Origin of the sequence: Bradyrhizobium sp. (assembly GCF_047605465.1) — a bacterium.
GTDB lineage: Bacteria > Pseudomonadota > Alphaproteobacteria > Rhizobiales > Xanthobacteraceae > Bradyrhizobium.
This window is the reverse complement of record NZ_JASGFS010000002.1, coordinates 306,713-331,905: the sequence shown is the minus strand read 5'-3', so window position 1 is coordinate 331,905 and position 25,193 is coordinate 306,713. Positions and strand designations below refer to the sequence as shown.

At 61.9% G+C, this 25,193-nt stretch carries 17 protein-coding genes; 9 read left to right on the top strand and 8 right to left on the bottom strand.

All coding sequences use genetic code 11. The features are described 5' to 3' along the window. Positions 1-420: 420 nt before the first annotated feature. Entirely contained in the window at positions 421-4,332 is a 3,912-nt protein-coding gene (locus QM712_RS03395; RefSeq protein WP_415021627.1) for an RHS repeat protein, read from the top strand. A gap of 248 nt (positions 4,333-4,580) precedes the next feature. Then, the gene (locus QM712_RS03390) at positions 4,581-5,711 is read left to right on the top strand and encodes an acyltransferase family protein (RefSeq protein ID WP_415021626.1); all 1,131 of its coding nucleotides are present in this window, start codon (positions 4,581-4,583) and stop codon (positions 5,709-5,711) included. Here QM712_RS03390 and QM712_RS03385 read toward each other — a convergent pair. Continuing rightward, positions 5,708-7,195: a lipopolysaccharide biosynthesis protein gene (locus tag QM712_RS03385; RefSeq protein WP_415021625.1), complete on the bottom strand. Its 1,488-nt coding sequence runs from the start codon at positions 7,193-7,195 to the stop codon at positions 5,708-5,710. The two genes, QM712_RS03390 and QM712_RS03385, sit on opposite strands and share 4 nt — an antisense overlap. A gap of 346 nt (positions 7,196-7,541) precedes the next feature. Here QM712_RS03385 and QM712_RS03380 point away from each other — a divergent pair, with 346 nt between their 5' ends. Further along, positions 7,542-8,165 (top strand): polysaccharide pyruvyl transferase family protein, encoded by a 624-nt coding sequence (locus tag QM712_RS03380; RefSeq protein ID WP_415021624.1) that lies wholly within the window; start codon positions 7,542-7,544, stop codon positions 8,163-8,165. 1 nt (position 8,166) lies between these two features. Next, the gene (locus QM712_RS03375) at positions 8,167-9,273 is read left to right on the top strand and encodes a glycosyltransferase family 4 protein (RefSeq protein ID WP_415021623.1); all 1,107 of its coding nucleotides are present in this window, start codon (positions 8,167-8,169) and stop codon (positions 9,271-9,273) included. Positions 9,274-9,283: 10 nt separating this feature from the next. On the opposite strand, the gene QM712_RS03370 is transcribed toward QM712_RS03375, so the two are convergent. Genes QM712_RS03370 through QM712_RS03355 form a run of 4 tightly spaced genes read right to left on the bottom strand, consistent with a single transcriptional unit; the run spans position 9,284 to position 14,067 of the window. Next, positions 9,284-10,381 carry an acyltransferase family protein gene (locus QM712_RS03370; protein WP_415021622.1) on the bottom strand — a complete coding sequence of 366 codons (1,098 nt, stop codon included), beginning with the start codon at positions 10,379-10,381 and terminating at the stop codon, positions 9,284-9,286. After that, entirely contained in the window at positions 10,378-11,484 is a 1,107-nt protein-coding gene (locus tag QM712_RS03365; RefSeq protein WP_415021621.1) for an acyltransferase family protein, read from the bottom strand. The genes QM712_RS03370 and QM712_RS03365 overlap by 4 nt, the downstream gene beginning before the upstream one ends. Positions 11,485-11,493: 9 nt before the next feature. Further along, positions 11,494-12,837, bottom strand: coding sequence for a hypothetical protein (locus QM712_RS03360; RefSeq protein ID WP_415021620.1), 1,344 nt, complete (start codon positions 12,835-12,837; stop codon positions 11,494-11,496). 9 nt (positions 12,838-12,846) lie between these two features. Continuing rightward, on the bottom strand, positions 12,847-14,067 hold the full coding sequence (locus tag QM712_RS03355; RefSeq protein WP_415021619.1) for an acyltransferase family protein: 1,221 nt from the start codon (positions 14,065-14,067) through the stop codon (positions 12,847-12,849). Between the two features lie 645 nt (positions 14,068-14,712). Here QM712_RS03355 and QM712_RS03350 point away from each other — a divergent pair. From QM712_RS03350 to QM712_RS03340, 3 genes are all read left to right on the top strand, one after another. Further along, positions 14,713-15,210 (top strand): hypothetical protein, encoded by a 498-nt coding sequence (locus QM712_RS03350; RefSeq protein WP_415021618.1) that lies wholly within the window; start codon positions 14,713-14,715, stop codon positions 15,208-15,210. Positions 15,211-15,233: 23 nt separating this feature from the next. Further along, positions 15,234-17,465 carry an AAA family ATPase gene (locus tag QM712_RS03345; protein WP_415021617.1) on the top strand — a complete coding sequence of 744 codons (2,232 nt, stop codon included), beginning with the start codon at positions 15,234-15,236 and terminating at the stop codon, positions 17,463-17,465. Positions 17,466-17,938: 473 nt separating this feature from the next. Continuing rightward, positions 17,939-18,232, top strand: a complete 294-nt coding sequence (locus tag QM712_RS03340; protein ID WP_415021616.1) for a hypothetical protein — start codon at positions 17,939-17,941, stop codon at positions 18,230-18,232. A gap of 130 nt (positions 18,233-18,362) precedes the next feature. Here QM712_RS03340 and QM712_RS03335 read toward each other — a convergent pair whose 3' ends face one another. Next, on the bottom strand, positions 18,363-19,796 hold the full coding sequence (locus QM712_RS03335; RefSeq protein ID WP_415021615.1) for an undecaprenyl-phosphate glucose phosphotransferase: 1,434 nt from the start codon (positions 19,794-19,796) through the stop codon (positions 18,363-18,365). Positions 19,797-20,401: 605 nt separating this feature from the next. Here QM712_RS03335 and QM712_RS03330 point away from each other — a divergent pair. Further along, positions 20,402-21,139, top strand: coding sequence for a metallophosphoesterase family protein (locus QM712_RS03330; protein WP_415021614.1), 738 nt, complete (start codon positions 20,402-20,404; stop codon positions 21,137-21,139). A 367-nt stretch (positions 21,140-21,506) separates the two neighbouring features. Then, positions 21,507-21,821, top strand: a complete 315-nt coding sequence (locus tag QM712_RS03325; RefSeq protein WP_415021613.1) for a hypothetical protein — start codon at positions 21,507-21,509, stop codon at positions 21,819-21,821. A 663-nt stretch (positions 21,822-22,484) separates the two neighbouring features. On the opposite strand, the gene QM712_RS03320 is transcribed toward QM712_RS03325, so the two are convergent. Both QM712_RS03320 and QM712_RS03315 read right to left on the bottom strand, forming a co-directional pair. Next, the gene (locus QM712_RS03320; protein WP_415021612.1) at positions 22,485-22,685 is read right to left on the bottom strand and encodes a hypothetical protein; all 201 of its coding nucleotides are present in this window, start codon (positions 22,683-22,685) and stop codon (positions 22,485-22,487) included. 179 nt (positions 22,686-22,864) lie between these two features. After that, positions 22,865-24,544, bottom strand: coding sequence for a hypothetical protein (locus QM712_RS03315; RefSeq protein WP_415021611.1), 1,680 nt, complete (start codon positions 24,542-24,544; stop codon positions 22,865-22,867). Positions 24,545-25,193: the final 649 nt, after the last annotated feature.

The window sequence follows — 25,193 nt, the reverse complement described above, 5'->3', positions numbered from 1 at the left end:
GGCAACTCAACCTTTACGGTCATTTCATATAATCTACTCGCCTGAAAAACAGGCACACGACTCTCCTCACCGTAGATTTGCGGAGAGTGCGGCGACCGACACGACGATGCGCGCGCGTTCGTTGAACGATTCGAAAGATTTTTCTCGCCGGTCCTGCCGCGGACATGACCTTCGCACGCGCGACTGCGCAGATATTCAGCACGTCGCGCTGCAGAATTCTTGAAAGCGCCGCCGTCGTGCCATCGTACGTCGACATCGCTCCGATATCTCTTCGCGCGCACGACATCTGTTCCGGGGACAAGGAACTCGCGTTGCGCGGCTTTATCGCTTCGATCTTTATCTGAAATTCACACTCGAAATTGAGAGTTGCAACCCAACCCTGCGAGCAATTCCGTTCGCTCTCCATAGCTCGAGTGACCAATGTCGTCAGATCAGACCATCCTCTCCGCCAGCGGTTTCATCAACTCCATCGGCGTCAATACGCATGCTGGCTTTGGGTGGACCGACTACGACAACCTCGCGATGACCGTCGATGACCTGAAATATCTCGGCATCACCCATCTTCGCGACGCGATGGCGACCAATCCGGCCGCACAACCGGTCGTCGACGGCCTGGCAGCCGCCGGCTACAAGTTCGACTTCATCGTGTCGTCCGCCTTGCCCGGACAGGGCGCGTCCGGACTGCAGAACTATGTGGCCGCGCTGGAGAAATTCCTGGCGGCCCATCCCGGCAGCATCAGCGCCATCGAGGGGCTGAACGAGGCGAACACCCAGCCCTTCACCTACAACGGCAGTTCGAGCCTGAGCGCTGCCGCCCAATTCCAGAGCGCGCTCTACCAGGCGGTCAAGGCCGATGGCGCTCTTTCGAGCATTCCCGTCTACAACCTGTCGCTCGCATACAACGACCCGCAAGGGTACAGCCAGCTCGGCAACATGTCGGGTTCGGCGGACTACGCCAACGCCCACGCCTATGTCAGCACCGGCTCGACCAACGCGACGTCGATCGCCGCGACGCTGAGTGCCGTGGAAGCCGCCGCCCCCGGCAAGCCCGTGGTCATCACCGAAACCGGCTACACGACCCAGGCCAACACACAATATCTCGGTGTCGACGAGACGGTGCAGGCCAAATCGATCCTGAACACGCTGGTCGACGCCTACAAGGCCGGCGTGAGCTCGACCTATCTCTACGAGCTGTTCGACCGGAACTCGTCCGCGAGCGACACCAACCCGGAAGACAAATACGGGTTGTTCCATTCGGACGGCACCCCGAAGCTCGCGGCGACCGCGATCCACAACCTGACGACCATCCTCGCCGACGACGGCACCGGCGGCCATCAGCCGACGGCTTCATTGAACTACACACTCAGCAACATGCCGACATCCGGCAGCAGCATGGTGCTCGGCAAGAGCAATGGCGCCTATGAACTGGTGGTCTGGGCCGAGCCCCAGCTCTGGAACGATGCGACGGACACCGAGATTTCCAACCCGACGCAAACCGTGACCGTGAACCTCGGCGCCGTGCACCACTCCGTCAAGGTGTACGACACGCTGACCGGAACCACGGCGATCGCCAACTACACCGACGTGTCCTCGATCACGATTCCGGTCAGCGACCATCCCCTCATCATCGAGATCGACGCGCCCGACAGCACCGCGACCACGCCGACCGTCCCGGCCAGCGTGACCGGCACCGCCGCCGAGATCGTGCCCCAGCTCTCCGATCTCAGCGCCTCCACCACGCTGCAGACGATCACGCTGACGGACTCGCACGTCCTGCCGGTCGCATCGAAGGCGACGATGAACTACATCATCTCCCACTACGGCAATGCGCTGTCCAAGATCCAGGGGGGATATTCGTTCTCGGTCACCAACTCGGCTTCGAACTGGACCAGCACGCTGACCTACGACGCCAACGGGACCCTGGTCTCGACGTCGAATACCGGCCTGAACAGCAGCGGGCAGCCGATCTCGACCACGATCGACTACGCGGACGGCTCGAAGGACGCGATCGGCTATACCGGCGGCGTGAAGACCACCTTCATCCACCTCGCGACGGACGGCACCCGGACCACCGATACCTACAACACCGCGGGCACGCTTCTCAGCGAAGTCGTCCAGCAGACGAACGGATACTACTCGACCACCATCTACACGAACGGCGTGAAGACCGCCGCCTATGTGCTGAATGCCGACGGCACCCAGGACAACTATACCTACAACATCAAGGGACAGAGCTACACCGGGCAGGTGCAGCACGTGGACACGACGGGAAAGGTCACCTCGGTGACCCGCACCCACGACGACGGCTCGCTGGATTCGACCCAGATCTACAACAGCGACGGCAGCAGCGCGATCACGACCTACAGCGCGACCGGCGTCAAGCTGGTCGAGACCGACTATCACGCCGACCACAGCAAGGACGTCTGGACCTACAACATCACCGGCCAGAACTACACGACCGAGCACGACATTTATGATGCCACCGGCTTCCTCACCACGCTGGTGCGCCGTCACGCCGACGGCAGTTACGCCTTCACGCTGGCCCAGACCAGCGACGGCACCAAGACCAGCGACTGGTACGATGCGACCGGAAACCTCACCACCGAAGTGGTGCAGAGGGCTGACGGCTTCTACTCGACGACCCTTTACAACAACGGCGTGAAGACCCAGGCCTATGTGAAGAATGCCGACGGCAGCCAGGACAATTACAGCTACGGCATCACGGGCCAGAGCTACACGACCCTGGTCCAGCACGTCGACCCCTCCGGCAAGGTCACCGCCATCACGCGCATGCACGCGGACGGGACGCTTGACTACACCAGGGTCATCAATGCCGACGGCAGCAGCGTAGTCACGAACTACGACGCCTCCGGCGTGAAGATCAAGGAGATCGACGCTCACGCCGACGGAAGCCAGGACATCTGGCTCTATAACATCACCGGGCAGGCCTACACGACCGAACACGACGTCTACGACACGACCGGCTTCCTCACCACGCTGGTGCGCAGTCACGCCGACGGCAGCTACGCGTTCAAGCTGGTCCAGAGCAGCGACGGCAGCAAGACGACCGACTGGTATGACAGCACTGGCGTCCTCACCAGCGAGGTCGTCCAGAACGCGACCGGCTACAGTTCGACGACGGTCTATACCGCCGGCGTGAAGACCGCCGCCTACATCACCAACGCCGACCAGAGCCACGACAACTACAGCTACAACATCACCGGCCAGACCTATACGACCCAGCACCAGCATCTCGACGCGTCCGGCAAGCTCACCGAGATGGACCGCACCCATGCCGACGGCACGCTGGACTACAGCCAGGTCATCAACGCGGACGGCAGCAGCGTGGTCAGCACCTACAATGCGACCGGCGTGAAGATGACCGAGACCGACTATCACGCCAACGGGTCGAAGGACGTGTTCCTCTACAACGTCGTCGGCCAGAACTACACGACCGAGCACGACACCTACGACACGACCGGATTCCTCACCAACATCGTGCGCACCCACGCCGACAACAGCCTGGCGTTCACGCTGGCGCAGACGAGCGACGGCACGAAAACCTCGGACTGGTACGATACGAACGGCACGATCACGAGCGAGGTGGTGCAGAAGGCGGACGGTTACAACTCCACGACCGTCTACACCAACGGCGTGAAGACGGCGGCGTATATCACCAACGCCGACCACACGTCCGACAACTGGAGCTACAACATCACCGGTCAGACCTACACGACCCAGCACCAGCACCTGGACGCCTCCGGGAACGTCGTCTCGATCACCCGGACGCACGCCGACGGCACGCTGGACTACACGCAGGTCGTCAACAACGACGGCAGCAAGCTGACCGACATCTATGACAGCTCCGGCAACAAGACGCAGGAAGTCGCGAACAATGCCGACGGCACCAAGGACGTCTTCCTGTTCAACTTCAACGGCCAGCAGGGGACGACGCAGCACGAGCATTACAACGCCGCCAACGCCCTGCAATATTTCGACGACACCAAGGCCGACGGCACCCACAACGTCACCGCCGTCGCCTCGGGCGTGACCGTCGAGGGCGGCAACGGCAACGACGTGTTTTCGACGGCGCCGGGTTCGACCACGGTCATCTACGACCATGGCCAGGACCAGATCCTCAACTTCCACGCCGGCGATGCCACCAACCACGACGTCATCGAGATCTCGAAATTGCTGGCGACCGACTACAGCCATCTTCAGGTCACGCAGTCCGGCACCGACGCCGTCGTGACATTGTCGGCCAGCGACTCGATTCTCCTGAAGAACATCAGCGTCGCCAACCTGACGAGCCACAATTTCCTGTTCGTCTAGGGACGATCGGCACTCCGGACCGGCGCTGGCGCCGGTCCGGCCCCTTCCCGGCCAAACAATGGGCACCTGCCGCATCGGGAGGCAGAACCGTCTCGACCGGCAGCTCCGTCGCGGTGCCATGATCTGATGGCATTTCCGCCATGATCAATCGCGCGCGTCCCGCGTGCATCGACAGGCAGCCTTTGCGAACTTGCGTCACAATTCGAATCTAGAATAGTGCAACGCTTCGCAGGGAATTCGATGCCGAGATGGAAGTCCGTGAGCAAACCCGTTTTGTCATCCTCGATTTTTATCGGTTTGTCGCGGCCCTCGGCGTCTTCATCTTCCATCTGAAGAATATCGACACAGGCATTTCGCCGGCGTGGAACGGCTCCTACGGCCTGTTCGTCGACATGTTCTTCATCCTGTCGGGCTTCGTGATCGCCTATTCCTATCCGACGAGTTCGACGGGGTTTCGCGGCTACGCCCGCTTCCTGGTGCGACGAATCGCGCGGATCTATCCGTTGCACCTGCTGACCCTGCTCGCATTCGTCGTGCTCGCATGGATCGGGATCTCCGGTCCGACGTCGCATGCGAGCGTGACGGACTTCATCCACAATGCCCTTCTCATCCAGGCATGGGGGGTCAGCGATCATCTCAGCTTCAACTCGCCGTCCTGGTCGATCAGCGCGGAACTGTTCTGCTACCTGCTGTTCCCTCTGTTGATGCTGCTGGCCGGACGCGTCTCGGCGCTGACGCTCGCCATCATCGTGGCATGCCTCTACGGCATCCTCGCCCATGGCCACCTGCCGATCTGGCAGGACCGGTCGCAGATGTATGGCGCCAACTACGATTACGGCATGCTGCGGGCACTGCCGAGCTTCCTGAACGGCATCCTCCTCGCCATCCTGTTCAAGCAATTCCGAAGCCGCGGCACCAAGCCGGTCGCCCTCGCCGGAATTCTCGTCTTCCTCGTCTCGATCCTGGTCCTGAACGTCTTCGCCAAGCCGGATCTGGCGATCATCCTGTTCTCCCTGGCCATCCTGCTCACCGCGATCGGCGAAAGCGCATTCAAGGGGATTCCCGGAGCGGCGTGGCTCGGCCGGCTCGGCAACACCTCCTACGCCATCTACATGCTGCACGAGTTGCTGCTGATCCTGCTGTTCAAGCCGATCTGGCATCGACTGGGGCTTCAGCCCAGCGATTTTCCGGTCTTCGCGCTGGTCTGCTGCGTGATCCTGACGATCGCCGCCGGCATCACCTATCGCCTCGTCGAGAATCCTGCACGGAAGCTGCTCAACCGCCTCACGCCGGGCGCCCTTCCCAAGCAGGCGGCCGAACCCGCCCGCGTCGAGACGCTGGACCTCCGGCAAACCGGGCAGGCCGCGAACGCCGGCTAGCTTCGACCCGCCACGCTCCGCGGCTGCGACCGTCGAAGCCGGCTCGATACTTCGTGCCAAACCTGCAGCACTGCCGGCCGCGCAATCACCAGCATGACGGCCAGATAGACCGCGGCGCCGAGCGCGATCAATGCAGCGAGGCGAAGCCAGGGGGACAGCGCCGGAAACGCCGCGGATGCACCGAGGACCGCCGCCGCCATGACCGCCGAGCCGGCCAGCGCCGGCATGAGCGCCATGGCATATCGCCGCACGGCGATCGACAGGATGCGCAGCGACGCTCCGGCGGACAGCGGGTACAGCAGCACGGCCCGCACGACGTAGCCCACCGCGATCGCAACGAGCCCGAACGGCGCGGCGACGATGAAGATGGCGATGTTGGAGGCCGCATAGATCAGCGTCAGCCAGGTCTGCCAATGCGGCTTGCCGAACGCCAGGATGACCGAATGGTTGTAGAGGCCGATGGTGGTCAGGAAGCCTGTGACCGAGATGATCGACAGGAGCGGAGCGGAAGCGAGCCACTTCGCGCCGAAGAAGGTGAGCATCAGATCGGGCGAGAGCGCCGCGATCCCCGCGAAGATCGGCGCCGTCAACAGCGAGGTGTACGTGACGAAATCGAGCAGCGCCTTGCTGGAGGCCTGACGATCGTGCTGAAGACCCGCGATGGTGGCGAAGAACACCCGGTTCAGCGCATTGCCGATCACCGTGCTGACCGCGTTCACGAGCCGCTTGGCGAGGCTGTAGAAGCCGGCTCCTGCCGCCCCCGTATACCAGGTGACGAAGATCAGGTCGGAATTGGCGTTGGCGAAGTTCGTGATGCCGGTGAGCGCCACGTAGCGGCCGTAGCTGATGAGCGCCACCGCTTCGGCGCGGCTGAAGCGGAAGCCGGGCCGCCACGGCGTCAGCGTCCACAGACTGACCAGCGACACCAGCGAGGTGGTGACGAGCTGCCCGACGAGGGCCAGCACACCGTAACCGCTGCTCGCCAGGACTATGCCCACGGCGCCGCCGATTGTGATCGAAAACAGCGAACGAATCGCAAGAGAGCGAAATACCTGGTTGCGCGTCAGCCAGGCCTCGTGCGTGCGGGACAGGCCTTGCACGGCCACCACGATGGAGAAGCCCTTCAGAACGACCGCGAGGTCTTCCAGGCCGGACAGGCGCTCGATGGCATTGCTGGCGGCGAACAGCAGCCCGGCGGCGAGCAGCGAAAACCCCACGATCAGCCAGAACGAGGCGTTGTAGTCCTCGTCCTTCGGCTGCGCGCGGGCCTGGACCGCGACCGCGATGCTCTCGATGAGCACCGCCCGGCAGAAATCCAGCGCCAGCGCGCCGGTGGCGACCAGGCCGATGATCTGCGGCGACAGCAGGCGCGCCATGATCACGTAGATGGCAAGCGTCAGCGCCTGTCCCACCGCGGAGTCGAGCGTGGACCAGATGACGCCCGAAACGATCGAGCGCTGTGTGTCGGACGGCTCGCGACTCAATTGGAGGCTTGTCATATTTTCAGAATAGGTATGAGCGCGCAGGCGATGCATCTGCGCTTGCGCCCCGCGAACGGTCCAAGAGTCGCCTCTTTCGAGAGACAGTGTCGCCAGAATAGCATCTGCCATCCGAGGGCGCATGAATATTCGAAGCAATCTTCGCAGATTGATCAACGAGGTCGGCTGCGACTTTGTTCAGCAATTGCCTTATCCGCATGTGGAACTGTTCTACTGGCGCCCCGATGATGGAACGATCAATTTTGGCGACTATTTGTCCCTCGTCGTCGTCGAGCAATGTCTGCGGCAGAACGGCTACACGCTCGCAGACGAAACCTCGCAATCCACGCGGATGTTCGCGATCGGCTCGGTTCTGCATTATGCGCGCAACAACGACCTGGTCTGGGGCAGCGGGATCAACGGGCGTCCGGGCCAGGAGGATCTCAATCGCCGCGTTCAGACGCTGGATGTTCGCGCGGTGCGCGGTCCCCGCACGCAGGAGGTGCTGCGACGGCGCGGCCTTTCCGTTCCTGACGTCTTCGGCGATCCTGCCTTGTTGCTTCCACATCTGTTTCGGGGCCGCTTTCAGCGTCGCCGAACGCGTCCCTGGGTTTTCGTACCCAATCTCCACGACATGCGGATGATCGATGCGACGTCGGCCGACGTAATCAGCCCGCTGGGATCATGGAATCGACGCATTGAGGCCATTCTCGAGGCGGAGCTCGTTCTGGCGAGTTCCTTGCACGGCTTGATCGTTGCGGAGGCCTACGGCATCCCCGCGCGCTATGTGCGCCTCAGCGACGGCGAATCCGAGTTCAAGTACCGTGACTATTATGAAGGCACCGGCCGCTTCGATGTCGAATTCGCGTCCAGTCTCGAACAAGGCCGCGAGATGGGAGGCGCCGCTCCCCTCAACTTCAATCACCAGCCGCTGATGGACGCCTTCCCCATCGATATCTGGCGCGAGACACGCTGACATGGCCAGACGCTTCAGGGTCGCGATCTACGCCCCGCATTTCGCCGAATATTCATATCGGCTGGCTGCTGCTCTGGCGAAGCATTGCGACGTCAGGCTCGTGCTCAATCGCAAGGACGCCAATCAGCAGTGGAATCTGGACTGGATTCCCGCACCCGATCGCTTCGACACCCGGATTCGCGACCTGAGCCTGCGCCGCTCCGGCGCCATCGGGCTGCCGCGGTCGTTCCTCGACATTCTCACGTTCCGCCCCGACGTGGTTCACTGCCACGAATGCCCGGAATATTTCACCGCGGGGCTGATGGAGCTGCTTCGGCTCACGAGCTTCCCGCGCATCCTCACCGTTCATGACGCCATTCCGCACTCCGAGGGCGGCTCCGGCACCAACACCAGCGAAGAGCGCCTGCGCGACCGCATGCGGGCCGGCGCCACGCATGTGACCGTGCACGGCCAGAGCTGCATCGCCGATTTCTCCCGCGCATCGCCCGATTACCGCGGAGAGGTCACCTCCTCCATGCACGGCGTGCTGATGGTCCCGCCCGCGGGCACCACACAGCTCCAGGCAACCGAAGGCCGCATCCTGTTTTTCGGACGCATGTGGGCCTACAAGGGTCTCGACGTCTTCCTCGATGCGATCGACCTGCTGTCCAAGCGCGGCGTGCGCCACCAGGCCATCGTCGCCGGCCGCGGCCCCGAGATGACGCGGCTTGGCGAGCGGATGGCCGGCATGCCGTCGATCAATGCGATCGACGCCTATATCTCCCCGGCTGATACCAGCACCCTCTTCCAGTCTGCCGAGGTGGTTGCGTTGCCCTACAAGGACGCATCGCAGAGCGGCGTGCTGGCGTCGGCTTTCGGCAACCGGCGCCCCGTCGTCGCGAGCGCGACCGGCGGCATTCCCGACGTGGTCATTGACGGCGTGAACGGCCTGCTGGTGCCGCCCGCCGACGCCACCGCGCTGGCGGACGCACTCGAACGCGTGATCACGTCCAGATCGCTGGCCACAAGCCTGACCGACGGAGCGCATCAGACCGCGGCGGGATCGCTGAGCTGGGACCACATCGCCGAGAGTCTACACGCGACCTATCGCCGCGTCGCCGGAGCCTGACGGCGTCGTCTCACGACGACACCGAATGCTCCATCTTGCCGCCGAGCGAGCCGAACAACGGGCCACGCAGCGCGCCGTCCAGAAGGCGCCTCAACCTGACTTCGATCAGCTCGTAGCTGATCGCACTGGCGACCAGAGACATCACCAGCCCGAGTCCGATGAACGCGGACCATAGCAGCCAGCGGTCGAACCCCATCCCCACCAGCTTCAACCCGATCATCTGCAGCGGGAACAGCACGAAGGGATGCACGAGGTAGAGGCTGTAGCTGATCTTGCCGACATATTGCAGCGGCGGCGCGCTGAGCAGGTTGCCGATGCCCGAACGCGGCGCCAGCACCATGCCGAACAGCAGGAAGCCCGGAACGAGCGCGACGAACGGGTGAAACAACACCAGGCACGCATACATCGCAACGCCGCAGACGAGGCCCGCCACGGCTCCCATCCATCCCGAGACCGGAAGCCGGAAGCCCGTGGCGCTGAAGAACATTCCGATGCAGAAGAACGCGGTGATCGGCCAGTGCAGCATGCAGGCGAGGCCGAGCAGGACCAGGGGCGCCGCCATCAGCCGGCCGCCGAATCGCAGCGCGACGAACGTCAGCGCGAACCAGATGTAGAACGCCCATTCATAGGTCAGCGTCCAGGCATTCTGCTGCGCGATGGGAAGACCGACCGCGTCCTGCAGGAAGAACAGATTGGCGGTGAAGATCGCCAGATAGCTGCCGACGTCGATGCCGCGGAAGAACTTGTAGCCGACGATCGGTCCGATCACGAACAGAGCGACGTGCAGCACCAAGAACACCGGCATGATGCGAAGCAGCCGGTCGAAAAAGAAGCGGCCGAGCGACCGGTGCCGGACGAGGCTCGCGGGAATCAGGAAACCGCTGATCATGAAGAACAGCTCGACGCCGTGCCCACCGACATTGATCACCGACTGCAACCAAGGCCAGAGCGGCGGCAGAAAGCCGGGATTCGGGATGTCGTACACGCCCCCCTTCGGCATGTCGTAGAAATGGTCCATCAGCACGCTCAGCGCCGCGATCGCGCGAAGACCCTGGACGGACGGAACGAACGATCCGTCATAGGCCACGCCCGGCTGCCGCGCGCTCATTCCGCGGCCCCCTGCGTGCTGAGCACCGGCTCGAGAACGACGGGCTTCCTGCGCTGCGAACGAAACCGGTGGCCGAAGGAGATGGAAGGCTTCTCGACCAGCGAATAGGTGATCCAGCTCACCAGGACCGACAGCGCCACGACGACCGCGGCGAAGACGGCCCAGCCCAACGGACCGTCGCCGACCCACAGGACGCGATGGACCCAGACGAGCACGAACGGCGACATCAGATAGACCGAATAGCTGACCACGCCGACGAAGGCCATCGGGCGCCACGCCATCCTCTCGCCGAACGCGGCAAAGACGACGAAGACCAGCGCCGCGCAGACATAGGCCGATCCGATCGAGTAGCTGTAGAAGAAATTCTCCTGGTAGACGCCGCCGAAGCGCCTCTCGGATAGCGTGATGGCGAAGATCGCATAGAGAAGCGTGCAGGCAGCAACGTGCGGCCAGCGCAGCTTCCCGCCGATGACCGTGTCACGGATGATCTTGCCGAGGAACATCGCGGAGAGGTTCAAACCGACCTCCATCACGGAGGAGACCGTCCTGTTCGAGATCAGGAGCGCGGCGGCGATCCCGACCAGCGCGGCGGCGATGACGATGGCAACCGCCGTGAAGCGCTGGTTCAGCAATCCCATCGCGAACAGGATCGTGCAGCTGAAATAGAACAGCAGTTCGATCGCGAGCGTCCAGTAGAAGACCCAGAGGTTCGGGATGTTGGCGAAGGTCTGCAGCATCGTCACATTCGCGATGATCTGCGACGACGGATAGGTCATGGCATCCGCCAGGTACATCGTGACGAGCCCGATCACGATCGAGGCCCAGTACGCGGGATAGAGGCGGAAGAACCGGCTGATCGTGAAATCCCGTACGGGCGTCGCACTGTCCGGAAAACTGAACGGAATCACGAAACCGCTGACGAAGAAGAACAGCACGACGCCGAACCGGCCGAAGTTCATATAATAGCCGATCGCGTCGTGGAAGACCCAATAATACGCACCGGTCGGGTGCTTCTGCACGATCACTTCGAGCACATGCTGAATCAGCACCGCCAGCACGGCAATGCCGCGCAGCGTATCGATGAATGCGAGCCGTTTGTGCATCGTGCCTTCTTACCTCTCTCCGCGCAGCGCCGTTCCCGGAATGTCCGCGCCGAAGCCATCCAGCGAACGAACCGGCCTTGGCAATTTCATCGCGTAGGCGTCGGCGGCCCGCGCGGACGTCGCCCGCTTGGAAAACACCTCGCTGAAGCTCAGTGCGATGATCAGCAGGCCGGAGGCCGGGCCGTAGTTCAGGACCGTGATCGTGAACAGGTTGACGACGAAGATCAGCGTCAGCTTGTAGACGTCGGTGGCCCCGAAGGTCGCCCGGAACACCATCACCATGAAGGCCGCGAACGGCAGCCCGAACATCAGGTACGTTCCGATGTAGAAATTATCGACCGGCACCCAGTACGAGGCGAGCGGCGAGAACAGCTTCTGCGGATAGTTGAAACAGCCCGCGCCGCACCCCGTCACGAGGCCGATCGGCATGAGCTGGCTCAGATACACGAACGGCAATTGCCAGCTGTTGTTGATGCGGTCGAGGATGCTGAACATCGTCGAATGCGGGATCGCGACGGTTCCCGACGCCACGACGATCATGAAGAACGGGACGAGGATCGAGGCGAACGACCACAGCGCGATGTTGCGAATGGCCGGGAAGCGCGATTTCTCCGGCAGCATGCGCACCAGCACCAGCAGGATCAGGTACAGCACCAGGACGATCATGGTCGTCTTGCTGGTGGTCAGACGAATGGTGTAGATGGCGATGCCGCCGAACAGCAGGCACCACGTCGTGCTCTTGCGGATCGAGGTGATCGCGAACGACACGAGGATGAAGAAGGCCGCCATGGTGTTGTCGGCGGCAAAGCCCATCAGGCGCTGATCGTCTCCGCCATAGGCCCACCACAGCCGGCCGGCCTCGCGGACGGCGCCGAACGACTCATATTTGTAGCCGACCCAGGGCATGACGTAGAACTTGGTCAAGAGCACGCCGATCACCGAGAGATAGAAGGTCCCGGCGATGAGCGAGAGCAGTTTTCGGTAGGAGCCGAGGCTGGCATCGCAGAAGCAGAACCCGACGAAGACCGGGAGCATCATCTTGAAGGACGAGATCGCCGCATTGGCCGTGCCCAGCATGAAGTAACCCAGCACCATCGAGAGCATGATCTGCGCGAACACCAGCAGGGCCAGCGTGCTGCGATTGCGCAGGATGCAGTGGATGACGAACTGCCCCAGGCACAGGAACGCGATGGCATCGGGGAGATACCAGAGCGGATCCAGGTGAAGGATGCTGGTGCCGTAGCGCATCACGCCGCCGAAAGCGTCCCGGGTCATATAGGTGCCGAGCGCGATCGCCTCGATGTTGAGGCTGATCAGCATCATCTTGGGGCGATGAAGTGCGAGCGCAGTCATGGCCAGGGCTCAGTTCGTCAGCCGCGCCGATGGCGCGGACGCAGCCGGGAAATCGGACCGGCTTCCGAACAGGTTTCGAAGGAATTTTCCGCCGGGAATTTCGATGTAGCGGTAGGTGTAGTGCGAAACCACGAACACGGCGGCCAGAGCAACGACGAGATTCAGCGTCGCCGGCAGTCCCGGCACGACCGAATCGAGCTCCGCGATTCGCCGGGCACCGACCGCGCGGACGAAATACTCGGCGAACAGCACGACCAGCGCGTGCACCATATAGATGGAATATGACCGCTTCCCGAGCCATACCAGCGGCTTCACCACCAGCATGCGCGGCACCAGCATCGCATCAGGGAACGCCAACAGGCTGCCGAGGAAGATCGAGAAGGTCAGCGGTGCGAGGAAGCTCGCCGCCGGATAGTCCTCCACCACGCTCACCAGCACGATGCTGGCCATCATGGCGACCAGCTGCACGGCGCCCTGCACGGCGGGGCCCGGCTTGCCGGGCAGTGCATGGACCACTTTCACGGTCAGCACGCCCAGGAAGAAGCTGACGAAACAGCGCAGGATGCCAAAATCCGTTTGGAGTCCGAGGCTCTTCTTGTCGAGCACGAACACAATGACGGCGAGGCTTCCGACCGCGACCAGTCCGGAGAGGACGTAGAACAATGACAGCGAACGCATGCGCTGGGCCAGCATGACGACCAGCGCAAAGGCAAGATAGGTGTAGAATTCGACGCTGATGCTCCAGCTCGGCGCATTCCAGCTCAGATAGTCGATGAATCCCATCGAGTGCAGAAGAAAGACGTTGAGCACGAAGGAATAGGAGTTGTTGACCTCGAAAGCCGCGGGCGCGGCGATGACGATGCCGGCCATCACCAGGCCGATCCGCAGCAGGCGAAACAGCAGATTCGCAGCCAGCATCGCGATATGAAGCGGATATACCCGCGCCAGGCGCCGCCACATGAACTCACGCAGCGAGAATCGCCCGAAATCACCGTCGACATAGCTCAGCGACATCACGATTCCGCTGAGAACGAAGAACAGATCGACCAGCAGCCACGCACTCCTGAAGAAGGAGCAATCGATCCACGCGTTATGCGGGAAGGCTGCCAGGAACGTCGGCATCAGCAGCAGATGATGAATCACCACAGATGTGGCCGCGATACCCCGAATGCTGTCGAGCGGGAGGACATGCGCTTTCTCACGATGAACCGACTCCGTCACATCGACCATTCCGTATCTATTGCACCGCAGCAGTGTGTATCAGGTCGCGCGCGCTTTCAATCATCGCGATCGCAGACTCGCGTCAGACGCATGCCGATCGACAGCAGATTCATCGCTCACGACTCATTCCGACATACGTGCGCCAAGTTGACGCCACTTTTCTCGATCGCACGATGATCGCGACGCGACAGCGCCATGCTCGCCAACATTTGCGCGCAAAGTGTGCGCGAAATCCGGCGTTGTTGCGATGACTTTCGGGAGACGACTTGCGGGAGAAGACTTGCGAGAGATGAATCATGCGCGTGTCGCGCGCATCCGTGGAACAAAATCACGCATCACTGCATATGTCAGCTGTGCGACATACCGCCTCGCTGCGCGACTCATCGAACTGCAACATTCGTGGGCGCCAAAATGCCAATATCGTAGGCATTGTAATTCCTGGTCTTACAACCGATGGCACATTTGGACACAATATGTGCGTCATCGTGCCATCGATTGAATCGACTTTTGCGCCGCACAAAATTTGACACAGTTACCTGTCAGATTTCGCGGGTTCTCGTTTGCAGCAACGATGAAGGGACACGGATGGACTGCAGATCAACACGTTCTCGGTCGAAGCAGCGATGGCTGCAGGTCATCTTGACGGGATCTGCCTTGATCGCGTTGAGCCTCGGCCCCTGCCAGGCCCAATGCGTCGAATTCTCCGACCGCGCCTCGCAGATCGATCTCGACGCGTTCGTGAAATCACCCTCCTCGCTGCTCGAACGGTTGCGTAACGACAAGGAGAAGCTGAAATATCGGCTCTCCGGCTACATCGCCACGGATGTTTCGGTGTTGCCGTCCGTGCAGACGCTGATCTCGGAGTCGGCCCCCAACGATCGATCGGCGATCGGCGGCGCGCTGCGGCTCGCGGAGGCGCGGTGTACCACGACGAAGCCGGCCGCCGCGCGCCAGATCAGGGATTTCACGAAGCGAATCGGTGATCTCTCCGTTCAGGCCGGCTATTCGGCGATGGGCGATGACGGCTCCAGCGCCGCGCTCCTGCCACGCAGCAACACTTCGACGCAATCCTCCGGGGGCGGAGCCCTTCTGGAAGGTGAATGGAAGACGAAACTGTCCGATCCGTTCAAGCCCATTCCCATTCCTCATTGAGCATCAAAGGCAGCTATTCGCAGATGTATCAGCCCAGAGAGCAGTTCCAGTCGGGTCACCGGTTCGGCATCGAGTTTGGCGGAGCTGTGCTCAGCTTCGAGCGGGTTACCGACGTGCTGCGCCGGCAATGGCCGATCATCGCTGCCTCGGTCGGAGCTTCATTCGTCCTGGTGCTGATCTATCTGGCCACGGCGCAGCCTTTATATACGGCGAATGCCCGCATCATGATGGACACGCGCCAGACCCAGGTCCTGGACAAGGATAGCGGCACCAACAGCGCCCTGATCGACACCGGCTTCGTCGACAGCCAGGTCGAAGTCATCAATTCGGACGACCTGATCCTGTCGGTCGTTCGCCGCCTCCATCTGACCGAAGATCCGGAATTCAACGGCGGCAAGCCCGGGCTGCTCGGCACCATCATCGGCAAGATCATGTCGCCGTTCGAATCCGGCGAAGCACCGTCGCAGGAGCGCATCGAGCATGCCGCTGTCGAGCTGATCCAGAAGAATCTCAGGGTGGAGCGCGTCCTGACCACCTACGTGCTCTCGCTCAGTTACAAGGCACGAACGCCGGACAAAGCCGTCAAGGTCGCCAATGCGATCGCCGATGCCTATATCGTGGGCGCGCTCGAGGCCAAATACCAGTCGACCAAGCGCGCGACCGAATGGCTCCAGCAGCGGAGCATCGAGCTCAGCGAGCAGGCGACCGCCAGCGACCGGGCCGTGCAGAGCTTCAAGGCGGAGCACAATATCGTCGGAACGAGCCGCGGCCTCATGTCCGAGCAGCAATTGTCGGACCTGAACACGCAGCTGGTTCAGGCCCGGGCGGCCACGGCCGAGGCCAAGGCGCGTCTCGACCGGATCGAAGCGGTGTCCGACCAGGACCTCGCCCAGCCGACGGTGACGGACGCCCTCAACAACTCGGTCATCACCCGTCTGCGGGCCCAATATCTCGACATCCAGGCCCAATACGCCGATTGGTCGCGGCGCTACGGCAAGACCCATCTGGCGAGCATCAACCTCGCCAACAAGATGGAGGAGCTGCGCAAGAACATCGCGGACGAAATCCATCGGATCGGGGACGCCTATCGCAGCGACTACGAGATCGCCAAGAGCCGCGAGGCGTCGCTCGAGAAGAATGTGAAGGACCTGGTTGCCCAGGCGGGCCACACCGGCCAGGCCGAAGTCAAGCTGCGCGATCTGGAGAGCGCGGCCGACACCTATCGCAATCTCTACAACAACTTCCTGGAAAAGCTGCAAAGCGCCACGCAGAACCAGAGCTTTCCGATCAGCGAGGCGCGCCTGATCAGCACCGCAACCAAGCCCGACCGCAAGAGCTCGCCGCGCACGATGCTGGCGCTGGTGGGCGGTCTGGTCGGCGGCCTCTGCCTTGGACTTGGTGCCGCCTTTGCCCGCGAATTCCTCAGCGACGTGCTGCGCACGCCCGCGGAGGTCGAGGAAGAACTCGGCGTGAAGTGCCTCGGCGTGCTGCCCGACATCCGCCCGCCGGCCACGGCAGGCGCCCTGCTCGGCAAATCCGTGAAGAGCGACGCGCCGGATCTGTCACGCTACGTGGTCGACCATCCGTTCTCGCGGTTTGCGGAAACGCTGCGCAACATCAAGGTGTCGATCGACGTCGCCCGCCTGAACCGGGAGATCAAGGTCATCGGCATCGTGTCGTCGCTGCCGAAGGAGGGCAAGACGACCGTGGCTGCCAATTTCGCGCAGCTGATCGCCCTCACCGGACATCCGACGCTCCTGATCGACGGCGATCTGCACACGCGCTCGCTGACCCGCGAACTCGCGCCCAATGCCAAGACGGGCCTCGTCGAGACCCTGAACGATCCCAGCAGCCTCGGTTACCACGTGCAGCGAAGCAAGGAGACGGGCCTCGACTTCCTGCCCTCGGTCGTCGCCTCCCGCATGGTCAATTCGGCGGACGTGATCGGTTCGAGGGCCATGGCCGAACTGCTCAAGGCCCTGAGGGACCATTACGAGTACATCGTGATCGATCTCGCCCCGGTGATGCCGGTCGCCGACTCCAAGGCCGTCAGCCTTCTCATCGATGCGATGGTTTACGTGATCGAATGGGGCCAGACCACGCGGTCCGCGCTTCAGGAGTCCATCTCGGGCTCGGAAGTGCTGCAGAAGAAGCTGCTCGGTGCCGTTCTCAACCGCGCCAACCCGAAGATGCTCAAGCGTATCGAAGCCTACAAGGGCAAGCACCACAACAGCTACTACGTGGAACACGCCTGAGCGCGGGCCCTCGCCGGGCCTGCGCCGGCGAGACCAGATCAGCCCACAAGGCCGCCGCCTCCCCCGCCGACCACCGGCCCGTGGGGCGGCGGCCTTGCATGCTCGTCAACCGACAACCCTCATCGCATTACCACTTGGAGGTGGCGGGACCGGATCCGCCTGCCCTCGCACAGCGATGCCGGTGGCTGCTCCAGCAAGAGGGGCGCAGAGATCACGCCGGCCGCCGCGGCAGGCGATCCAGCTCCGTATTCCTCCGGAATCCACAATTTACCGCCGTTGCCCTAGCCAAAGCCGGGATTGACGCGCAGGCGACGAGTGCGTCAATGTTTCCTGAATGGGCCGCTATTTCGTTCCCGTCGAAGGCTTACTAATTCTTAGAGATGATCGACTGCCGCAGTTTTGGGCATCTTTTCTTTCGAGTTCCCTGAGGCTAACTTGAACTCATACTCATTGCGTTTTCCTGGTGGGTTCGAATGGTGATCGTCCTCACTGTTTTGTCGATTTGGGTCCTGCTCAACATCCTGTTCGTGTTGATCGTAGTTCCCCCGCGCAAGGCGCGACGCCAGGCCGCGCCGCTCTCGCCCACCCTGTCGCCAGCTCCGATCGACCCGAGCCGCCGGGAACTCGAACAGGACGAGCCATTCTCGCTGCGCCATGTCGTTGCATCCGTCGCGATGGGCGCATTTTTCGTGCTGGTGCCGCCGCTGCTCGCTCTGCGCGACGCCGTGCTGCGGCTCTTTGGAAGGTCGCCTCAAAACGACAGATAGCCGGCGCGCGAGCCCGGCTATCCCCGACGAATTCTTGCCCTGGACGTCTTCAACGCATTTCAGTTCCGATGGAACCTGGATGGGGCAGCGTGTCCCGCGCGAACAGGTCTGACTTCAGTCTGTTGATGGCCTAATAGGCCTCCTGGAACATCACGGCTGACGCTGTCCGCACCATGATCTTCAGATCGAGCCAGATGCTCCAATTGCTGACGTACCAGACATCATATTCCACGCGCTTTTCCATCAGGTCGATCGTCGGCGTTTCCCCGCGAAGACCGTTCACCTGAGCCCAGCCGGTCAGACCGGGCTTCATATGGTGGCGGTAGACATATTTGCTGATGAGCTCGTCATAGTAATTGTCGTGGGCGAGCGCGTGCGGTCGCGGGCCGACGAGCGACATATCGCCCCTCAGCACGTTCCAGAGCTGCGGCAGTTCATCGATGCTCGTCATGCGCAGGAAACGCCCGATCTTGGTCACGCGTGAATCCTGCTTGGTCGCCTGGGTGACGGTCTGACCATTCTCGCTGACGGTCATGCTCCGGAACTTCCAGATGTCGAAGGGCTTGCCGTTGAAGCCGCGGCGCGATTGCCGAAAGATGACGTTCCCGGGCGAATCCAGCTTGATCAGCACGGCGACGGTGATCAGCAGCGGCGTCAGCATGACCAGGGCGAATATCGCCACGCCGACGTCGAGACAACGTTTCTGCAACCGCTCGAAGATGGTCAGCGGAGGCCGCTGTATCTCCACCGCCACCGTTCCGCTGACCGGCAGGAAGGGGCGCGAGACGATGTCCGCGATGGAGTCGTCCGGCAAAAGGCGGACGGGTTGCGGCACGGCACGCAGGTACTGGCCGAGCCTTCGAAGCATCGGAAGCTCATTCCAGTCGATGGCGAGCAGATATTCGTCCACATCGGCCAGGCGCGACTGGCGGATGACGTCCCGCACTTCCCGCTCCCAATGGCCGCCGTCACCCTCGTCGACACCAAGCACGAAATGGCGCACGACGTCGAAGCCGTTACGGCGCAGGTCCTTGAAGCGGCTCGCGGTGAAGTCGAGCGGCTTGAGGCTCAGAAGGACGACCTTGCGATCGACCAGCCGGCTTCTCGCAAAACTCGTGCCAAGCACCACCTGCCAGACGAAGCGAAGGCTGATCAGTCCCGTGCCGCCCATGGCGGCGAAGATGATGACCGTGCCCCGGGACAGATTGTCGGTCGACTTCAGAAGGAATGCCGCGACGGCAAGGACAGTCAGCGAGATCAGCCAGATGAAGACGGCCTTGCGCAATTGCCAGACGAGATTCAGCAGGCGGTGCGTGGCGTAGACATCCTGAAAATACGCGAGCGCGATGAAGACCAGGCCGACGATCAACCCCGCCCCGACCGAAGCGCCGTCGCCGGTGGATACAACCGCGAAGCTGTAGAGCGCAGAGCCGCTGACGTAACTGAGCAAAATCAACAAGAAGTCAGCCGCAATGACTACGATCTGAAATGGTCTCTGCAGAGCGGTGCCGCGCGACAATTGCGGCGAGTAAGTCTTCTCAGAACCAAAAGTTGCAACAGCCATTCGAACCTCTGCGTATCGAGAGTGTCTGACGCTCATCGTGATGCTGAAGACTCGTCATTTCCCCGAACCGAAACGTGTTGAGTGATCGCAGCGATATTGTGGCGCTGCACGCAAAACTTTTGCGATGCAAAGAGCATCGCAATCTGTTGAAACGCTCCGCGAAGATTCAACACGATGAAATCGCGTCACAGTGCTGACACATCGGCGCACCGCGTTGCCGCACTTTGAATCAAGTTCCGTTGCGATGATGCTTGCGAGAGCACTTCTCAGCTCATCTTTGAGGCGACATCGTCGCTCTTGCGAAGAATCGCAATGGCGAATACGAGAATTCTGACGGAATGCCACCTCCGGGTGTGTCGCTTTTGAGGCCGCGAGGCATGCAGCTTTGTGGGGATTGTCGTTTCAGCAATGCTAAACTGCACCGCTCCTTCGATGGCATGCGCGGTTCGACAGCGGTCGGCAAAAACTGCCGTGCCCTTCTTTCGGCACGATCGCGCCCGAGAAGGGAACTGCATCTCCACTCAACTCGCGGTGCTTGCCCTAGATGAAAGTTCTCCAGTGCCCATGACTTGGGAAAACTTCTCGGCGCCCCGACACTGCGCGCCATGATATCTCTCGCCCGATCGCGCCAGCCAACGCACAAGCCGAAGCTGCCGGAAGGTGTCCGCATCTACGCGATCTCGGATATCCACGGCTGTGCCCATCTGCTCCAGCCCATGTTGCGGGTGATCGACGCCGACGTTGCCCACAGCCGGCCGCGTTATGCGATCGAAGTGTTCATGGGCGACTATATCGACCGCGGCCCGGACACACGCACCACGCTGGACATGCTGATCGAACGAAGCCGGCGGGGAAACGCGGTCTTTCTCAAGGGAAACCACGAAGCTTTCCTGGTGAAGGTGTTTGAAGACCCCTCACTGTTCGAGGACTGGCTCCAGATCGGGGGTGCCCAGACGTTGATGTCCTACGGGCTCGCCTCACCGGATCTGAAGCGGGACGAGCCGGCGTCGATATTGCGCGATCTGATTCGCGCCATGCCGACCGAGCATTTGGAATTCCTCGACAATCTGCGGCTGAGCTTCACGTGCGGCGACTTCTTCTTCGTTCACGCGGGCGTCAGGCCCGGCGTACCCCTGGCGGAGCAGACCGAGCACGATCTCCTCTGGATCCGCGAAGAGTTTCTGCGCAGCGAGGCGCGGTTCGGCAAATATATCGTGCACGGTCATACGCCGGTTCGCAGCGCCGAATTCCAGTCCAACCGAGTCAACATCGACACCGGCGCCTATGCGACAGGCAATCTCACCCTGATGAGTATCCAGGGAAGCAGCATGCTTGCGGTTTGAGCGGTGCGACCGGGCCGTCACCACCATTGCGTGCAACTCGTCCTCCGACCGGTTGCGCGGTGCATGGACACCCGGGTTAACGGGCCCGACCGGGACGGATCGCCATTGCCCGGGAGCGTGTCCCGTCGATGTCGAATTCGTAAACGCGTGACGAACCGCCCGTCGGACGACGCGCGCCTTTCGAACCGCACGGCGCGGCAAGGTTAAGCGGCGATGACCACATGCACGGCGGAGGAAACCGGCAGGGCCGATTATGCAATGTGACGCGGGCCGCATTTCTGGCGGTTACAGACAAATGAAATGGCCGACTTAAGCCATTTTTAGGCCGCGGACGTTAACAACGGGGCAGTCTTACGGAGTGTATCGCGTGACTGCGCTGGCCTTGGGCACGATGCTGATCGGAATGGTTCTCGGGCTTCGGTTCCGGTTCGTCATTCTTCCGCCTGTCATCTTTGTGGGCGCGGTCGCTCTGGCCGTCGGTACGCTGATGATGGGCGCGAGCGCGGGACAGATGGCGCTCGCCATCATCGTGTTCGCCTGCGCGCTGCAGCTCGGCTATGTCTTCACGGCTCTGGTCGCCGCTTCGGTGCTGCGCGGCGAGGACAAGGAAGACGCCGGAGAGAAATCCCGGGCGTTGCGCCTCGCATGGAAGCGCTCTTCCGTGCGGCACGACATGAATTGACCGCTCCCCGGGATCCAGCGGACGCAAGGGCTCGCGGCACGCCGGTCCACCCAAACCCCCGTTGAAGCGTTCCAAGCCGGGCAATTTGTCGCGGCCGGCGCGGCGCCCATTCCAGGTTAACGGCTTCCAGAATCCACGGGCTGTTCGGGAGATCCCATTCCGGAGCCGGGCGAGCCGATGGGCAGTCCGTTCGGGGCGGTCCCGGCACCCATGTTGCGTTGGGCCTGGGCCGCAGTGGGCGAGCCCACGGGCGCGACGGAATTCGTGGTCGCCGTCCCTGTCGTCGTCGTTGAGGCGGAGTTCCCGGAAAGCGGCAGATCGTTGATGCCGCCGAAGGTCGTCGTCTGATCGATGCCACCGGTGCCCGAGGTCCGGCCGGCGGTGCCGGCCGAAGAACCCTGTCCTGTCCCGCCCGTGGCCGCAGCACTGCCGGACGCTGCTGCTCCTCCGCTGCCGGCACCTGCACCGCCGCCGCTCCCTTGAGCAAACGCGACTGAACCAAGCGCAAGGCAGGCCAAGCCTGCAACGATCGATTTCCGGACCATCGGATTCATCTCCCTGGACTGAGGCTGCAACAGCCAAGGATCGGCAAGAGTTCCTAAGCCCCCGCCATTCAACCAGAAGGGGCTTTCAATGCGCCACCGAAGCGGCGTTCCGACGATGTCAGGCCGCGCGGTCCAGCATCTCGGCATCGAGATCCGCAATGACGTCCTCGAAGGCGGAAATCGTCTGCTGAATGGCCGCGATCTTCAGCAGCTCTTCATCGTCGATCGGCCCGATGCGATTCTGAAGCGCAACGACCAACTCACGACGCCGCTCCTTCAACTGGACGAGCGGTAAGCCATGATCCGTGAAATATCTCATGGTTGCCTCTATCTTACACTGCCTGCAACCAGCCTAGCTCGAAACTGCTGAAAAGCAGTTCTAACAAAGCGTCAAGTTTTAGGGATTCGGGAAACACTCTCCCGTCATCTGAATTCAGTCCCCTTGATGAGAACTCGGCACACTTGTCATGCCCCTGTCCTCGATCGGGGATCTGAGGGCTAGTTCTCGATCCTCTCGAGAACCGTAACCTGGGAATCGTAGAAGCCAAACTTGCGTTGCCTGTCGATCTTCTTCCACTTGCCCGTACCGATCAGCGCCGCTTCGATCGGACCCGGGGGAAATTTTGGGCACGCCATCGGCTGGTTCTGGCACAGACGGATATCCCGATAAGTCCGTAATTCGATATCGGTGAGCAGGAGCACGCGGTACGGGGCAACCGCGGCCGCCATGTCCTGAGCGATCGGGTTGGCGCCAAGACCACCCGCAGCCCGCACCAGATCGACACCATCATCCTGCGCTCGATACTGAATGGCCTCACCGTGACGGCTGTATTGGAGCGGAACGAACGACCACCCCCATGCGGCTCCGCGTTCATATATAATGGCTCGGGGAGTTTCGGCCTTGTCATACAGGGCCGCGATGAACCCTTGCGGTCCGTGCACGAACATCGACGCGTGGTTCAGAAACAGATAGGTGGCCAGCGCCGCGCCTGCGAACAGGGCGCATGTGGCCGCCCTCCTTCCGAGACCATCCCACAGACGAAATCCGGTGATGGAGGCTGCGCCCGCTCCGACAAGGATGCTGATCGGCGCCATCAGCCACACGCTGTAACTGGGCTTGAGGGCATCGAATGTCTTGACCACCAGGCTCGCCATGACGGTTGCCAGAACGCCGGACACGACGACGGCAATCAACCAATCGGACGGCCTTGGATGTCCCGTCGCAACGCGCCTGCCCGCAGCGATTGCGCTTGCACCGACAAGGGCGATTGCGCCGCTGAAGAACAATGCCGCAGCCGGGATCGAAACCATGTTGGCGGCATCACCGACCAGCTTGAGCAGATAGCCCACATATTGAAAGATCGACGTGTCGGCGATGGCCGGCGCAGTCGCATTTGCAGGTACGTACAGTGGGACCTGGGTCGCGCCCAGGACGAACAGCCACAGTGGCACCGAACCAACGGCCAAGACCGCGAAGACACATATGATCGTGGCCAGCGCCGCGGGCCTCCGGACAAACGCGAGCCCCAGCCCGACAAAAAAAGCACAGCTGCTCACGATTCCATAGAAATGCGTATAGACCGCCGCCATGCAAACGGTCGCGAAGAGCAACAGGATTTTCAGGTCAACCTTGGGCGGACGAGCGACCAGACGGAGAAAGAGCCCCGTTTGAACGCAGGTCAAAGCAAAGAAGATCGGATACGCGCGTATCTCGACGCCGGCCTGAATGAGCTTGGGTGACAAGACCAGAAATCCCAGCGACACGAGCGTCGCCAGCCGTCCGAGCTGACGCCATTGAACGAACGCAAGCCAGGAAACTCCTCCAACGACGAAGGCTGCGTGATATAGCCTGAACCCGAGCTCCGACGGTCCGTGAAGGCGCAGCCACAGCCAATCCAGCACGTAACTCAGGGGCGGCATACGGTCTTCAGGCACGCCCAGGCGGTCCGGATTCGAGTCCGCACCCACGAGCCAACGAAGCATTTCGCTGAACTTCAGGCTGATCCCGGACAGCTGGGTCGACTCATCAAGCCAGATATTCTGCTCGCGAGCGAAGACGAAGATCTCGATCGAGAACAGGACGACCAGCAGTGCCGCGATCACGCCGATGGCGACTGAATTGCGACGGAGATGGTTTGGCGCCATTCTTCTGATTTCGACAGGCGAGAGCGGACGCATCCAATCGATCTTTCAGGTTGAGCTGAAGTTGAGGCTCACAGCTCCGTCGCATTGCCCACGCCTTCAATTCAACGTGGCTCACATAAATAAGGTCTCTCGAATATGCAGCCCGAAGTTGCGGGTGAACCAGCCTGTCATTGCCTTTAGGCTGCCGCCCATGTCGTCCGGGCCGGCAGGCCTGTCGAGCGACAGGTTGACCGGTACCCCCGGCGTATCAACCCTTCAAAAGGAGTACTCACTTTGGGTGGTTGCACCACTGCGGCAGCTACCGTCATGATCGGGTGCCGGTACGCGTGCACTCCGTCCGTTCGGGATTTTCGATGGTCCAAGCCCAAACGAAAGAGAGATTGAACAGGAATTGCGCCGGAAACTGTAATTTTAACAAGCAGTTCGGCCTATGCGGCGACTGCGGCATGTTCTGCGCCTACCTCTAAGGTGTTTGAGAAATAGACCATGGGACGCGCTGGCTCAAACCGGCAAGCAGACTTGCCTTCGAGGCTGGGGCCGCAGCGCGCGCGTACCGTCAGTTCGCGGAACGAAATGCGAACGGCGGCCGCTGGAGCTGGGTGCCTCATACCACTCGGATGGCGGCAGTCCAGCGCGGGTCACAGGACATCTCTGAGATCGTCGGCCTGCCAACCCGAAGACG

Coding starts and splice junctions, on each gene's coding strand:
- QM712_RS03395 (WP_415021627.1), top strand. CDS start 421: ATGTCGTCAGATCAGACCATCCTCTCCGCCAGCGGTTTCATCAACTCC.
- QM712_RS03390 (WP_415021626.1), top strand. CDS start 4,581: ATGGAAGTCCGTGAGCAAACCCGTTTTGTCATCCTCGATTTTTATCGG.
- QM712_RS03380 (WP_415021624.1), top strand. CDS start 7,542: ATGTTCGCGATCGGCTCGGTTCTGCATTATGCGCGCAACAACGACCTG.
- QM712_RS03375 (WP_415021623.1), top strand. CDS start 8,167: ATGGCCAGACGCTTCAGGGTCGCGATCTACGCCCCGCATTTCGCCGAA.
- QM712_RS03370 (WP_415021622.1), bottom strand. CDS start 10,381: ATGAGCGCGCGGCAGCCGGGCGTGGCCTATGACGGATCGTTCGTTCCG.
- QM712_RS03365 (WP_415021621.1), bottom strand. CDS start 11,484: ATGCACAAACGGCTCGCATTCATCGATACGCTGCGCGGCATTGCCGTG.
- QM712_RS03360 (WP_415021620.1), bottom strand. CDS start 12,837: ATGACTGCGCTCGCACTTCATCGCCCCAAGATGATGCTGATCAGCCTC.
- QM712_RS03355 (WP_415021619.1), bottom strand. CDS start 14,067: ATGGTCGATGTGACGGAGTCGGTTCATCGTGAGAAAGCGCATGTCCTC.
- QM712_RS03345 (WP_415021617.1), top strand. CDS start 15,234: ATGTATCAGCCCAGAGAGCAGTTCCAGTCGGGTCACCGGTTCGGCATC.
- QM712_RS03340 (WP_415021616.1), top strand. CDS start 17,939: ATGGTGATCGTCCTCACTGTTTTGTCGATTTGGGTCCTGCTCAACATC.
- QM712_RS03335 (WP_415021615.1), bottom strand. CDS start 19,796: ATGGCTGTTGCAACTTTTGGTTCTGAGAAGACTTACTCGCCGCAATTG.
- QM712_RS03330 (WP_415021614.1), top strand. CDS start 20,402: ATGATATCTCTCGCCCGATCGCGCCAGCCAACGCACAAGCCGAAGCTG.
- QM712_RS03320 (WP_415021612.1), bottom strand. CDS start 22,685: ATGAGATATTTCACGGATCATGGCTTACCGCTCGTCCAGTTGAAGGAG.
- QM712_RS03315 (WP_415021611.1), bottom strand. CDS start 24,544: ATGCGTCCGCTCTCGCCTGTCGAAATCAGAAGAATGGCGCCAAACCAT.